At 59.2% G+C, this 14,377-nt stretch carries 13 protein-coding genes; 2 read left to right on the top strand and 11 right to left on the bottom strand.

What is annotated here, in order from left to right:
• Positions 1-293: 293 nt before the first annotated feature.
• From ASG57_RS15750 to ASG57_RS39665, 3 genes are all read right to left on the bottom strand, one after another.
• Positions 294-1,601, bottom strand: a complete 1,308-nt coding sequence (locus ASG57_RS15750; RefSeq protein WP_057196792.1) for an HlyD family type I secretion periplasmic adaptor subunit — start codon at positions 1,599-1,601, stop codon at positions 294-296.
• The gene (locus ASG57_RS15745) at positions 1,598-3,373 is read right to left on the bottom strand and encodes a type I secretion system permease/ATPase (protein WP_063817266.1); all 1,776 of its coding nucleotides are present in this window, start codon (positions 3,371-3,373) and stop codon (positions 1,598-1,600) included. Before ASG57_RS15745 ends, ASG57_RS15750 begins: the two co-directional genes overlap by 4 nt.
• Positions 3,374-3,471: 98 nt before the next feature.
• Complete coding sequence (locus ASG57_RS39665) at positions 3,472-4,914, bottom strand: calcium-binding protein (protein ID WP_057196791.1); 1,443 nt, start codon at positions 4,912-4,914, stop codon at positions 3,472-3,474.
• Between the two features lie 292 nt (positions 4,915-5,206).
• On the opposite strand from ASG57_RS39665, the gene ASG57_RS15735 reads away from it, so the two are divergent.
• Entirely contained in the window at positions 5,207-5,653 is a 447-nt protein-coding gene (locus ASG57_RS15735; protein ID WP_230646625.1) for a DUF305 domain-containing protein, read from the top strand.
• 96 nt (positions 5,654-5,749) lie between these two features.
• On the opposite strand, the gene ASG57_RS15730 is transcribed toward ASG57_RS15735, so the two are convergent.
• From ASG57_RS15730 to ASG57_RS15695, 8 genes are all read right to left on the bottom strand, one after another.
• Positions 5,750-6,424 (bottom strand): c-type cytochrome, encoded by a 675-nt coding sequence (locus tag ASG57_RS15730; RefSeq protein WP_063817267.1) that lies wholly within the window; start codon positions 6,422-6,424, stop codon positions 5,750-5,752.
• An 11-nt stretch (positions 6,425-6,435) separates the two neighbouring features.
• Positions 6,436-7,170, bottom strand: a complete 735-nt coding sequence (locus ASG57_RS15725) for a class I SAM-dependent methyltransferase (RefSeq protein WP_057196790.1) — start codon at positions 7,168-7,170, stop codon at positions 6,436-6,438.
• Positions 7,167-8,345: an OpgC family protein gene (locus tag ASG57_RS15720; protein ID WP_057196847.1), complete on the bottom strand. Its 1,179-nt coding sequence runs from the start codon at positions 8,343-8,345 to the stop codon at positions 7,167-7,169. The genes ASG57_RS15725 and ASG57_RS15720 overlap by 4 nt, the downstream gene beginning before the upstream one ends.
• 123 nt (positions 8,346-8,468) lie before the next feature.
• Positions 8,469-8,792 carry a four-helix bundle copper-binding protein gene (locus ASG57_RS15715; RefSeq protein WP_057196846.1) on the bottom strand — a complete coding sequence of 108 codons (324 nt, stop codon included), beginning with the start codon at positions 8,790-8,792 and terminating at the stop codon, positions 8,469-8,471.
• A gap of 29 nt (positions 8,793-8,821) precedes the next feature.
• Positions 8,822-10,696 carry a multicopper oxidase domain-containing protein gene (locus tag ASG57_RS15710; RefSeq protein ID WP_057196789.1) on the bottom strand — a complete coding sequence of 625 codons (1,875 nt, stop codon included), beginning with the start codon at positions 10,694-10,696 and terminating at the stop codon, positions 8,822-8,824.
• Complete coding sequence (locus ASG57_RS15705; protein ID WP_082528978.1) at positions 10,693-11,379, bottom strand: GNAT family N-acetyltransferase; 687 nt, start codon at positions 11,377-11,379, stop codon at positions 10,693-10,695. Before ASG57_RS15705 ends, ASG57_RS15710 begins: the two co-directional genes overlap by 4 nt.
• Positions 11,376-12,368 (bottom strand): FkbM family methyltransferase, encoded by a 993-nt coding sequence (locus ASG57_RS15700; protein WP_057196788.1) that lies wholly within the window; start codon positions 12,366-12,368, stop codon positions 11,376-11,378. Before ASG57_RS15700 ends, ASG57_RS15705 begins: the two co-directional genes overlap by 4 nt.
• 84 nt (positions 12,369-12,452) lie before the next feature.
• Positions 12,453-12,758 carry a copper-binding protein gene (locus ASG57_RS15695; protein ID WP_057196844.1) on the bottom strand — a complete coding sequence of 102 codons (306 nt, stop codon included), beginning with the start codon at positions 12,756-12,758 and terminating at the stop codon, positions 12,453-12,455.
• Between the two features lie 321 nt (positions 12,759-13,079).
• Here ASG57_RS15695 and ASG57_RS15690 point away from each other — a divergent pair, with 321 nt between their 5' ends.
• The gene (locus tag ASG57_RS15690; protein WP_057196787.1) at positions 13,080-14,345 is read left to right on the top strand and encodes an IS256 family transposase; all 1,266 of its coding nucleotides are present in this window, start codon (positions 13,080-13,082) and stop codon (positions 14,343-14,345) included.
• Positions 14,346-14,377 lie beyond the last annotated feature (32 nt).

Raw genomic sequence — 14,377 nt, 5'->3', positions numbered from 1 at the left:
CTGCCGCCGCAGTCGCGACTTCAACGATTTGCAACGCGTTGATCAACGGATTTGCAGTCCGTGGCGCCAACGCGTTGCAATCCGTCCCTCCAAATCTTTGCGAATGGGACGTGGACGTCGCTTACGGCCCAGCCGCCTGCGCAGGATGCGCAACGGCCGCTTGGCATGGGCATAGGGCCCCGCCATCATCCACTTCGCCGCTCTTAACGGACGGGCGGCAAATCAAGGTCAGCGGCGGAATCTGAGCAGACTGACGATCTGCCCCTGCAAGCCAGTCATATCGACCCGTTGGTTTATTGCTCGCGGAAAGCGCGAGTGACCTGATCGGTTATGGGTTTTGCGAAATAGGACAGCGCTGTCCTGGAGGTGGTTTGGACAAACGCTTCAACGGGCATCCCGGGTACGAGCTTCTCCTGTTTCAGGCGAACCAACTCCTCCGAAGATGGTGTAATTTGAATCTTGAAATACGACTTGCCACTCTTGTCATCCGTGATCTCGTCGGCTCCCACCAGCGTCACCGTTCCGTGAACTTCGGGCGTCGTGCGCTGATTAAAGGCAGTGAAACGGAGGACTGCTGACTGCTGCAGCCTGATTTCATCAATGTCTTTCGGCGCAATCTTGGCCTCGACCACGAGGACGTCGGCCTGGGGAACGATCAGCATCAACTGCTCGCCTGGGCTGATCACTCCTCCGACCGTGTGGACCGAGAGCTGATGAACCATGCCGCTTTGCGGCGCCCGGATATCTATTCGGTTGAGCTGATCCTGAGCCGAGACGCGCTTCTCAACCAATTCGCCAACTTTTCCCTCCGTTTCGCGAAGCTCCTTTGCAACCTCGCTTCGAAGATCCTGATCGACCTGGATGATCTGCAATCCAATTTCAGACATCTTTCCCTTGGCTTCCGCCGTCGACGCCACAAGCTGGCCGTGCTCTCCCTTGATGCGTGCTGCATCCCGCTCTAATGCGGTTACGCGCTGGATCGGAATGAGATTTTTGGCCCAAAGCTCGCGCACGCCGACAAGCTCCCGGCTGATCAACTCGGTCTCCTGCTTTTTGCCCGCAATTTGCTCGGTCAGGCCCTGGATCTGCTCTGTGATTTGGCCGATCTTCTCGCGAAGCTGGGCTTTTTGCCCCGCCCGTGCCGTTTGGCGCAGCTCGAACAGTCTTCGCTCGCCTGCGAGCACCTCGGCGGCTCGCGCGGCGTCCGAGAAGCCACGCAGAGAGGACGGTTGTTCGACTGTGCCCAAAGCGTCGCGCTCGGCAGTCAATCGAGCTTGTCGCGCATATAATTCCATCAGGCTATTTTCAACAGCAGCCAGATTTGCACGCGTTACAGTTTCGTCGAGTCTGATCAGCACGTCTCCCGCGCCGACGACGTCGCCCTCATGAACCCGTAACTCTCCGACGACGCCGCCCGTCGGGTGCTGGACTTTCTTGACACTGGAGCGAACGACCAAAGATCCTGAGGCGACAACGGCGCCAGCGAGTTCTGTGGTAGAAGCCCAGCCACCAAATCCGCCTATCAGCAGAGCAGCGCCGAACGAGCTCAACAGCAGATGACGACGAACTGAACGACGCATGTCCGCGGAGCTGGCCATCATGTGCCCACCCGCGTGATTCGTAACGATGCACCCGATTGCGGTGCAAGCGTTCGCGCGTTTTGGGGCAGTTGCTCTGCTCTATCGGCCGGCTCCACTCCTTGTCGCAACGCCTTCAGCACCTCGTCCCTTGCGCCAAACGCCCGCATTTGGCCTGCTCCCAGAACAAGGATGCGATCCACAGCGGCTAGGATGCTCTGGCGATGCGCCATGATAACGAACGCCATTCCCTTCTCGCGCCCGCGCCGGATGCCCTCCAGCAGCGCCGCCTCGCCGTCGGCGTCCAAACTGGAATTTGGTTCATCCAGCACGACCAGGAACGGGTCGCCGAAAAGAGCGCGCGCAAGCGCAACGCGCTGGCGTTGGCCGGCCGAGAGCGACGTACCCCGCGGACCGATATTGGTATCATACCCATCGGGCAGAGAGCATATGAGATTGTGAACCCCGGCAGCCGTGGCAGCCGAAATGATCGCTTCCGAGTTCGCACTAGCTGAAAAGCGCGAGATATTCTGGGCGACGGTGCCTTCGAACAGCTCAACGTCCTGGGGCAGGTAACCTATGTGGCGGCCGAGCTGATCGGGCGACCATTGATCCAGCGGGGCGCCATCAAGTCTGATCCTGCCCCTCATCGCCTGCCACACTCCGACGAGCGCGCGCGCAAGTGACGACTTTCCGGCCCCGGACGGGCCGACCACGGCCAAGACCTGCCCTGCCGATAGGGAGAAGTTGATATCGCGCAGCAACAAACGTTCTCCTCCCGGAGCCGCCAAGCTGACAAAGTCGACGCTGATTTCGCGAAGTGGCGGGGGCAGCCTAATGGACGGACGCTTCTGCGGCGACCGGAGCAGGAAGATACGCAAACGGCTCCAGCTTTGGCGGGCCGCCACAAAGCCCTTCCAATTGGCGATTGCAAGCTCGACAGGCGCGAGTGCGCGAGCCAGCAGGATTGAACTTGCGATCATGATACCGCCTGTTGCTTCGCCCTGAATGACCAGCAAAGCTCCTGTGGCCAGCACGCTCGACTGAAGGCCTAAGCGGACGACCTTCGTGATCGCCCCTAAGCCTCCGGCCACGTCAGCGACGCGGGCGTAGTTGTACCCATGATCATCGCGCCGTTGCTCCCAAACATCGGCCATTTGCGGAACCATACCCATGGCCCTGAGCACCTCAGCATTTCTTTGCGCAGCTTCAGCGAGATCCATAGCGGCTGCGGCAGCGCTCGCCGAGCGAAGCGTTGGCCGGCGGGACAGCAATTCGGTCGTCAGCGTCAGAGCGAGGAGCAGCACAGCGCCAATCGAGGCGACCACTCCGATCCAGAAGTGGAAGGCGAAGCATAACAGGACATAGATGGGAACCCAGGGAAGATCGAACAGAGCCGCCGGCCCGGTGCTCGACAAAAACGTCCTGATTTGATCGAGGTCCCGCAAGGGCTGAAGCCCTTCACTGCGGGAAGCCGGTCCCAGTGGCGCCTGCACGACCGCCTCGTATGTTTTTCGGCGAAGCGACATGTCCACCGCCCCGGCCAGCCGGACCAGCAGCCGAGAGCGCATCAGATCAAAAAACCCTTGAAAGGCATAAAGTCCGGCGACGATCACGCTCAACCCGACCAAGGTCGGGATGCTTCGGCTCGGCAAAACACGGTCGTAGACTTCAAGCATATACAGCGAGCCGGTCAGGTACAGCACGCTGACCAGCGCACTCAGGCAGGCGATTCCAACAAGCGCAGCGACGAGCTGCGGGCGGTATGTGTCCTTGTCATCGCGCAAAATGTCCAAGGCAAGGTGCTCCGCGACCGTCTATGACTTACAAAAACGCTCGTGATGCGAGCCATGATGGCCCGCATCACGAGCGACGTGAGGGGAGGAGGAAGGCCTCACGCCATCGGCCAATCGGGGTGCCCATTCTGAAACAGCATGCGGCTTCCTTCCGTGCTGATTTGGGGGTCAGGAACAAACGCCCCGCCTTCGACGGCGTTGAACATGAAATCATCCTGAGCCATCTGGCCTTTGGCGATGCCTTCCAGGAAAATTGATCCATCGCCCCATGCGACGAGCACGCCTGTATGAGCATCTCCGTGATTCGAGGCAGAATCCGCCACATTGACTTCGTTTGGCATGATGTCGGTGAATGCGATGTGATCGAACGCTCCGGGACCTGGATCAAAGCCACCCACCACAACATCATTACCGCTGCCATGCGCGACAATGAACGCGTCGGCTCCGGCCCCGCCGCTATAGACGTCGTTGCCCGCGCCACCATCCAGCATGTCGTGCCCCGCACCTCCGCTGAGATAATCGTTACCGGCTCCGCCCATCAAGTTGTCGCCCATGGCGCCGCCGTAGAGCTTGTCGTTCCCATCACCGCCGCGCAGGTCGTCCTGTCCAGATCCTCCGACGAGGGTGTCATTACCGGCCCCGCCGTCGAGGTGATTGTCGCCCGCACCGCCAGACAGATAATCGTTGCCGCCCAGACCAAAGTAAAAATCGTTCTTGGCGGTGCCAAGAAGCATGTCATTTTGAGCGTCAGTTCCGAATTTCACGTTGTTGTCGTCAAAAGAACTGGTGAATGACGCATTGGTGGGCGCGCCAGTCGGACCTGGGCCGGCCTCGTTGCCGCCGGTCGTGCCTAAGTGCTCAGCGGAGAAACGATCAGAATGCGCATCCGCCGGATTGAGCAGGTGGCGGTCGTCGGTAAACATGAAGTCGTCCTGGGCCAGATCTTTCTTGTAGACGCCTTCCAACAGAACCGAACCATCTCCTTTGCCCGTATCCCAACTGATCAGGACACCGGCCTTGGTATCCGCAAAGCGCAGTTGCTCGGGTTCGAGATTCATGACTGCGATATGATCGAACATTCCGGGCCCGGCGCGGAAATCCTTGATGATATCGTTGCCGCTATCTGGGGAGATGACGAAGGCGTCGGCTCCCAGACCGCCGGTCAGCATGTCATTGCCCGGCCCGCCTTCCAGATCGCCGTGACCGGCGCCTTCGTTGAGAACATCATTGCCGGGACCGCCCATCAGCATGTCAGCTTGGTCCCCGCCAACCAGTCGGTCGTTGCCGGCACCGCCGACAAGATGATCGGCGCCCGCACCACCCGTGAGGACATCGTTGCCGGCTCCTCCGATCAAATCGTCATCCATGGACGCGCCGGATAGTTGATCGTTGCCGCCCCGACCGAATGTGATGTTCATGTCGCTGCTCGGGCCGGAAAAATGGTTTGAGCTGCCATCGCCGATATAGAGCTGATAGTCATCGAAGGTCTGAATTATCGCGTCATCGTTCCCGCGGTGATCGTTTTTATGGTTTCTGCTCATGCCGGTGCTCCAAATCTGTGCCCTGGAGCTGCAGCGACCGCCGCATCCTCCGCTCCGAGCCTGCAAACGACAGGTCTCTTCAAACGTTCCAAACGCCGCAGGCTAAACCAATTGTCGGCATTTTGCCGTTCGTAGCGACTAACTTCGAGATGCCCGTGCGAGGCGGAAGTTCCGATGAGGAGGACGAAATCCCGGGCTGAGCGCTGCCGAGGAGCGCCTGGGCTTCGCTTTGGAACCACGAGCACCATCGGATGGTTCACGCGGTGTCGAAACCCCCAATAAGGAACTTATGATGAAAAAGCTCGGTCAGTTCACATTCGCCGCGACGTTGTTGGTCTTGGGTGGCCTTCCGGCAGCGGCGCAGCAGGCACCTGCGTCGGGCGGATCCATGCAAGGTATGTCAGACAAGAGCATGCAGGGCATGTCGGATAAAAGCATGCAGGGCATGTCGGACAAGAACATGAACCCTTTCCAGAAGGACGCAATGTCGGCAATGGACAAGATGAACAAGTCCATGATGGAGGGCATGATGGACGCCGACCCCGAGATGGCGTGGATGAAGAGCATGGCCGCCCATCATCAGGGAGCGATTGATATGTCGGAGGCGCTTCTCAAGAACACAAAGGATACAGACACTGCCAAGGAAGCGCGCAAGACCCTCCAGCAGAATGAAAAGGATTTGAAAGAGCTTCAAGCAAAAATGAAGAAGGAAGAGAAGAAGGAGGATAAGAAAGGCTAGGTGAGCGGGCTCGTACAGGCCACGATCAGAGCCTCGTCCGAATGCGGTGCAAGCTTCTCACGTTGCTTGCACCGCTGCGAGAGTTGGGACGCTTGGTCAGTGCTGGTGCCCCGCCGGTTTGTTCGCTTCACCCATAGGCTTGTTTGCTTCGCTGGACGATTTGTTGGCTTCGCTCGTTGGCTTGTTAGCTTCGCCGGTCGATGCCTTGTTGGGCTTTTCGGGTCCACCTTGCGATTGCATATTGGGCATGTCTTGCATGTCATCGTCAGGTGGAGCTTTCGCGACGATGTCTTCGTACTGTGGGCCGGACATTCCCTTTAATTTCATGACGAACGCCACAACGTTCCAGATCGTATCGTCATCGTGGGTCCGCCCCCACGCCGGCATTCCCGTCATTTTGATTCCGTGCTTTGTCACCCAAAATATCGTCTTGGCATCCAAGCTCATTTGATAGAGATTCGGTGGCTTAGGATACAGCCCCTCGCCCAATTCGGTATCGGGTTTGCCGGGCGCCGAATGGCAGTTTACGCACATTGCGGCATACTGCCCGGCTCCCTTGAGTATCCGTTGCTCGTCGGATAGATTCGGTATGGTGAGAGACGTCGCGCGAGCCGCGATTGAGCGCTCGCGCGTGACCTCCATGATCTGTCGCGTAAGCGCCCAGTGGGGCGTATCGGCGCCAATGTCGTATGTGCCTGATGTGATAAACAAAACGGCTCCTATTGCAACGCCGATGACGAGCAGAGCCGCCGCAGTTAAGACTTTCCTCACTCCATCAATCCTTATCTTTGAGTTCTTCGCATCGGTTTAGCGCCGCTGCGCTTGTGGCCGGCCACTATGACCGAAACTCTGCCCGCGACGATCGAAAATGACCGATCATGCGCAAGCACTCGCAGGCCTGCTGGAGGCAGGCATTTGCGCCAGGTGTCATCAAAATGCGGCGCAACAGCGTCAGTTCCCCAAAGCAGGGCTGCAAAACCGAGCATCTTGCCCTCTCGGACTGAGGCCGGCCGGTCCAGCTCGACGACATGGAGACGACCGTCGGCGCGCAACAAGGGCGCAAGACCCCGCAGCAATGCAATTTTGTTTGCTGGCATGAGCCGATGCAGCGCGAAATTGCAGATGATCGTATCGAACGCCTCGTGCGTGAACGGAAGCGGCGCGTCTGCGGGCACTTCGATAAAGTTTACATTATTGAGGCCCTGGCGTCCCGCAGAGCGCGTGTACCGTTGACTTCCCTGCGGCTCGACCGCAACAAAGCAGACTTCGGGGTAATGGGTTGCGAAAGACAGAGCAAACGCAAAACTGTGCGGCCCGACGATAAGCACCTGCTTTGCACAATCGGAATCGAGCATAGGGTAAAAACGGCAGCACCACTCGACATCGGTGACGAGGGATCGCAGTATGCGATCATAGACAAGGCGCGCCGCGCTGACCCGGAGCTGAAAGACTGCGGTCTTCAGCCGTCCTGCGACTGCAGCCGGGATTGTCTGCCGTCTCGCAGCATGTTCGGTCATTGGATTGCGCCAGCGCTGGAGGGGCCTGGACCCGGAGAGTTATTCTTGGCCGGCCAAGATCTCAGCCAGGCGACAGCAGCTAGAAGGGCGATACCGCCGATGCTCACCGCGATCTGCATCAGCAAAGAATTGGAGATGAGTTCGAGCAAGAAATGAGCGACGAACGACAGGAAAATACCGACGCAGAAAACCTCCAGCGATCGGCGTCCGCAGAGCATCATCGGGCGAAGAAGCGGACTGCGAAGCCAGGGTCGGTCACGAGGGACCAGGCTGATCGTAAGAACAGCCAGCGCAATGAAATGCAGAAGACGTGACGGCGCAAGATTGGTTTTGTCGTCGATGGCCAAACCATCTGACAACCAGGCGAGGGCGGATGATTGCATACCCAGATTTTGCGGCAGTGCTACAATGAGTGCGAAAACGAGGTAAAGGATACAGAACCTCAGTACGGCCGGAGAGGTTAGCAACCAGTGTAATTGCTTCGCGCCGCCGAGAGCGCACCAGGCACCAAGCACGAACAGCAGCTGCCAGGCGAACGGATTGAAATACCAGACGCCCTCAGGCCAAGCGGGCAGATTCCAGCCTAAGAGGCGCGCAAAAACGTACAGGCTGAGCGAGCAAAAGAGCGTCGTGTTGGGCCTCGCCAACATCGCGCGGAGCACGACCGGAAAAACCGCCATCAGCACGATGTAAAGTGGCAGGACGTCCATGTTCAACGGCTTGAACTTTAGCAGCAATCCCGCAGTGAGGTATTCAATCGGATTGGCGATGAGACCGGCGACGTTGAATTCGTCCAAGAGGTGAGAATGACGGTAGGTTTGGGCGACCCAGCCGATGGCGGCGACGTAGACCACAAATAGGAGAATGTGCGCCACATAGAGCTGCCAGACGCGCCGCATCAGTTTGACTGCACCTGCCCAAAAGCCGTCACGGCGCATGGCTTTGGAGTAGGCCAAGGCCGCCGTGTAGCCGGAGATGAAGACAAAGAGATCGGCGGCGTCGCTAAAGCCATAGTTCCTGGTGGTTAGCCAAGCGACCGCATTGTTCGGGATGTGGTCGAGAAAGATCGTCCAGTTCGCCAGCCCGCGAAACAGATCAAGCCTCACGTCCCGGCCGTCGCCAGCCGGCGTCCTGCCAGCACGCACCTGCACCGCTCGTACCGGTATATTCGTCATGCAGTTCATCGCCGCGGTCGGCACGCAGATTTGGCACTGTGACGGCGAAAAGGATTGACGTTCATCGATGTGTTTACTCGCATTGCGGTGGGCGACATGTTTAGGGGATACGGCAGTCGATCGTCAGATCGCCATCGCCTGGCAGCTATCGGCACAGAAACGACAAGCCTCGGCACATTCGTCCATGCCGCCGACACGTTCGCATTCCCTCGCACACTCCGAGCAGATTGCCGCACATTCCTCGCAAAGTTGGCGGTGGTGAGGCGATCTCAACAGCATGAGGTGTGCGGCGGTGCGACACATCTCGGCACATGTCAAGATCAGCCGAATGTGCTTCGCCGCGATTCTATTCGCCTCTTCGGCCAGGCCGCGCTTCACGTCCGTGTCGAGGCAGGTCCGGTAGCAGCGCAGGCCGTCGTCGACGCAGGTCGACAAATCCTCGTCCATCAGCTTGGTCGAAGCGTTGTTCATCGTTCCTACCGCACGTCGAGAACCAGCATCAGCCCGCCGCCGCCATGCTGCTCCACGTTGTTATTGGCCGTGTGATGTGGAATGTGGCAGTGCACCAGCCACTTCCCGGGCTTTCGCGCCGTCCATACTACGTCGTAGCGCTGCCCCGGACCGACGTTGACGGTGTCGGCCTGATAGCGCGCGCTGTCCTTTAGGTTGACGCCATCGACCGCGACGACCTCGAACGGCCCGCCGTGAACATGCATCGGGTGCACGAAGTTGTTGTTGGTGCCGATGAAGCGGAGCTTGATGGTCTGGCCGACCTTCATGGCGACGGTGTCAGTCGACGGATAGGCCTTGCCGTTGATCGTGAAATAGTTCGGCAGTGCGCCTTCCATCAGCATGGCCGGATAGGTCAACCACTCCCGCTTCAGCCATTCCTGAAGCTGGATGGTGTAGTCCAGATCCGCCTTAATCTCCGTCGACGGATCCTTCGGCGAGATGAGCAGCGCACCGTAAAGCCCGAGCGCCTGCTGCCGGTCTGGATGATCGTGGCTATGGTAGAAATACGTGCCGCTCTGGCCCACCTCGAAGTCGTAGGTATAGGAGCCCCCTGGCGGCACCGGATCTTGCGTGATTTTTGCGGGTCCATCCATTTCGTTGGGGATGATCAGACCGTGCCAATGGATCGTCGTGCTCTCCGGCAGCGCGTTGCGGAGGTTGATCCGGACGTGATCGCCCTCCGTCAATTGCAGTCGTGGTCCCGGGACCTGCCGATTGTAGGCGTAGGCATCCACTGCGACGTCCGGGAGTATATTCCATCGGATGACGGACGCTTCGATATCGAAGACCTTGACGCCGTTCTCGATGCGCGGTTGAAGGATTTGATCTCCTTTGGCGTCTTTCGGCGCGACATATGTCACTTTCCTAGGCTTGACGGCCGCCATGTCTTTCATGGCTTCGCCCGGAAGGTCGAACGTGTTGATCATGCCAGGCGGCATGATGGAGGCATCGACGTCACGCAAGCTCAGCCGAAGATTGACCGAGAAGCCCGGCAGAACCATCCCCGAAATCAGCAGGAACGATGTCACGCCTGCGAGCGCCGCCAGTTGAGGCGTGGTGGCGTCGCTGGTCATCTGCTGTCCGGCTCCATGCCCCGCATGGCCCCCGGCGGCTGATGGAGCCTTTGCCTCCCCATGCCCTTCGTGACCCCGAGGACCGCCTTGCCCGCCCTCATCCCGCTCGGTCATCAGCCCGTGCTTGATCTTTTTCTTCACCATCCAGACGTTAAACGGATGGGCGGTTGCAAATCCGACCATGACGCCGAGCGACATCACGGCCCAGAAGATCAATTCGAGCGGGTCCATTGCGCGCATGTCGCGGCCCATCATCAGCAGGCTCATCGTTGGCGCCATGCCCGCCATCATGGCGTTCATGCTGATAAATTCGGGCATAAAACTCTTGCGGACGTTTTCCCAGTAGGTCCCGCCCATCATCTTTTTCATGAACAGGGATTGGAAAATGAACAGTCCGAAAGAGAAGCCGGCGATGTATTCGACGATCAGGTCGATCCACATCGGCAATCCCAGAGAGGCTGTGACGGCCGCCGCCAGGATGATTCCGGTCGCATCGCCAGCGACACAATGGATCGTGCTGCCGATGCCCTGTTTCCACAGCGGCGAGGTGAAATGCTCATGCTCGCCCGGACGCGGCTCTTTGTCGGCAAGCACGTAGAGCAACAGTCCGAACGGGCCCATATAGAGCGTGACGAGGATGAAGCCCCACTTCATCACCGTCGGTTCGGGATTGCCGTTGAATTGATCGAAGGCGACGTATGCGGTGGACGCAAAAGCGAGCCCGAACCAGGCGATCAGGAAATAGTCATAGGGAAGAGCGATCATGGGTGATCCTCGTCTTGGAAAGCGGGCACATCGGGGACAGTACGTAGCGGCAGCTTCATGAGCAAACTTCCGCCCTCGTGTGGCAAATCGATGTGCCATGGAATCGGGGCGCGGCCGCGTTGACGAAAGCCAAACCTTCGATAGAAGGCGACGGCACCGTGATTGTCCGCCCATACATGAAGCGTTAGAGAGGCGTGCCCCTGGCGTCTTGCGTCGCGGACGACCGCCTTCAACAGAGCGGTTCCGACGCCCTCACGACGATGGTCGGGGCCGACGCAGATGTTGTTGAGGAGATAGCTTTTCCAATCGTTCAGCTCGAACCGGGGCTTGAGCAGAACATCGCGAGAGGTCGGACTGCGGACGGGATACTCGTTGTGAATGAGGCCCGCCGGAAATGCATTGGCCATTCCCACAACGGCATTGCCGGCGACGGCGACCACACATCGTTCGAATGAGTAGATGCCGCCGGGTTCGCAGACCATCTCATGATAAACATCCAGTGCAGCCGCACTTTGACTGAGCCCTCCCAGAATAAATTGAAGAACGTCCCCGCCAGCTGCATGAGCCAGCAGTGCGATCGCTGCAGCGTCGGAGATGCGCGCCTTCCGCACGCAAAAAGGGTGGCGTGGCCCGGCATGGTTGGCATAGGGCGGGTGCAAGCGGCCTTGGTCCGGCCCGGTCATTTGGGTGGCCAGCTTGCGGAAAGAAGCCTCTTGCTCCAGTGTTCGCTCGAGGTCGCGAAGACGTTGTATCCGACCCAGCTATGCTTCTTCATTCGTGCAAGACCCTTGAGTTGATCAAGCTGCATGAAGACGCCATTGTCCTCGTCGAAGATAAAACGCTCGAGCGAAGTCTGTTCCGCCAGATAGCGCGACACGGCATGCGTCTTATCAGAACCATGCTCTTCGCAAATCACGAGGCAATCACCCGCGAGCAAACCGCGCGCGCCGCGCAACGCCTCGATCTCGACGCCTTCGACGTCCAACTTGATGACAAGCGGAACAGACGCGTCGATCAGCCCGGCCTCGGCTAATCCGTCAAGCGACACTGTCTCGACGCACCCCGGCTCTGCTCGTGCGAGCGGAACGGTTGCGAACTTTTCATGTCTAGCGCCGTGAATACGGACAAAGTCGCCGCTTCGGCCTGCGAGGGCGGCATGCAAGTAGCGAAAGCGATTCCCATTCAGTTCTGCATTGCGCTTGAGCTGCCCAAGATTCGGTCCGGATGCTTCGATTGCAATCGCCTGTTGCACACCAAAAGCGCGGCTCGACGCAAGGATCGACCAATAGCCAAAATTGGCACCGCAATCTACAAAGGTATAGCGATCATGGCGTGCGACACGTAAAAGCGCTTCGATCTCTTGTTCGTAGTGATAGCTGCAATTAAGTAGCCTGCTCCAATACGCATCGCAGAATGGCATGGCAAACAGCGCATCCTCATTCAATCGCACAAGGAGTTCGCGCGGCGCCATGATTGACCCAACCACTCGGCACCCGATGCCATAACCTCGGTGCCCGACAGGCTTCGTGGCTGCGGATCCCGCCCGCAACGCGGCGATAGCGGCACGAACAAGCGAGCTCGCGCCCGTGAGTTGGCCCCTGGCGCGATCAAATAAAAGCGGTTCGGGCTGTTCTCGAGCAAGCGTTCCTGAACTGGCCGTCGAAGGTGGCATCGCTGCTCCTGTCAAAGGAATGGAGACGCACGCATGTGACCAAGGTCGGTGCCGCATCCGTTACGGCGCGGCACCGCCAACTCCTCATTTGGCCTTTTGCAGCTTGGTGATGGTGATGCCTCCTGAGGCCCGTTCGGCTTCGAACTGGACCTTATCGCCGACCTTCACCTGCTTGAGCATCGACGAATCCTGGACACGGAACACCATCGTCATGCCATCATCGTCCATATCGAGGTTCTTGATGGGACCATGCTTGAGCGTGATTTTTCCAGCGGCTTCATCAATCTTCTTGACTTCGCCGTTGACCATCGCGGTCTGCGCGAATGCGACGGTGGACGACCATGCGAGCGTCAGCGCAAGCGCGGTCATTGCGAGCTTGTTCCGTTTCATCTTCAATTTCCCTTCGTTTGTTTTGGTCGGCATTGCCGTTTGATGCCGCCCCGCTTCGTTTAGCGCCGCGTTAGCGAACGCAAGTTCTGGTCATTTAGCCTTCTGCATCTTCGTGATAGTCACTCGAGCTATGCGGGAAAGTGGGTGATGACGGGTTGAGAGAGGCGGCGTATCGAGGCGGGTGTCGAGCCTGCCAGAACCTCTCAAGGAGAGCGATACGCCAGGAGCTATGCGGGAAAGTGGGTGATGACGGGTTGAGAGAGGCGGCGTATCGAGGCGGGTGTCGAGCCTGCCAGAACCTCTCAAGGAGAGCGATACGCCATGAACGAGACTACCAACATCCTGCCCTTCCGTCAGCCGTCTGCGGTTGACGATCCACTGACAGAAATTCTGCGGAACGGAGCCCGTGAGCTGCTCGCCCGGGCCGTCGAGATCGAGTTGCAGGCATTTCTGGAGACGACGGCGGAGCTGAAGCTGCCGGATGGCCGTGCCAGGGTGGTGCGGCACGGCTTTGGGCCTGCGCGTAAGATTGCCACGGGGATCGGCGCGATCGAGGTCGCCCGGCCCAAGGTCAGAGACCGCGGTGCGAGCGGAGCTGATCGGATCCGCTTCACCTCGGCGATCCTGCCGCTGTGGGCGCGGCGGACGAAGAGCCTGGATGCCCTGCTGCCGATCCTCTATTTGCGCGGCATCTCGACCGGCGATTTCCAGGAAGCGCTCTCGGCGCTGCTCGGCCAGGATGCGCCGAACCTGTCGCCATCGGTGATCTCAGGCCTGAAGGCGCAATGGCAGGGCGAGTACGAGCGCTGGCAGAAGCGCGATCTGTCGACGCGGCGCTATGTCTACGTCTGGGCTGATGGCGTCTTCCTGCAGGCCCGGATGGAGGACCACAGCGAATGCATGCTGGTTTTGATCGGCGCGACGCCCAAGGGCAAGAAGGAGCTGATCGGCTTTCAGGTCGGCGTGCGCGAGAGCGCCCAGAGCTGGCGCGAGCTTCTGATCGACATTCGCCGGCGCGGACTGCAGGCTGCGCCTGAACTGGCGGTCGGCGATGGCGCCCTCGGCTTCTGGAAGGCGATGGACGAAGTCTTCCCCGGCACGCGGCGGCAGCGCTGCTGGCAGCACAAGACCGTCAACGTGCTCAACAAGGTTCCGAGCTCCGTGCAGAGCGGCATGAAGAAAGCCCTGCAGGACATCTCCATGGCCCCACACGGGGCTGCCGCGGAGCTTGCACTCGAAGCCTTCGCCGAGAAATACGGAGCAAAATATGCGCGCGCGGTCGATTGCCTCATCAAGAATCGCGAGGATCTGCTGGCATTCTATGACTTCCCTGCCGAGCACTGGGTCCACCTGCGAACCACCAATCCGATCGAAAGCGTGTTCGCCACAGTGCGACACAGGACGGTTCGGACCAAGGGATCGTTGTCGCCACAGACGGCCAGGCTGATGGTGTTCAAGCTGATCGATGCAGCCTCGAAAACCTGGCGTCGATTGAAAGGCACAAATCAGTTGCCGAAGATCATCGCCGGTGCCAGATTCGCCGACGGCATCGAGGTCATTCCGCCCCAGCAAAGCCACGCCGCCTGATCGGCTCCGTCACCCAGATTCAGGCATAGCTC

The organism is Bradyrhizobium sp. Leaf396, assembly GCF_001424605.1.
Taxonomy (GTDB): Bacteria; Pseudomonadota; Alphaproteobacteria; order Rhizobiales; family Xanthobacteraceae; genus Bradyrhizobium; species Bradyrhizobium japonicum_C.
Note: the sequence above shows the minus strand (reverse complement) of the source record. Positions and strands in the feature narration are given on the sequence as shown.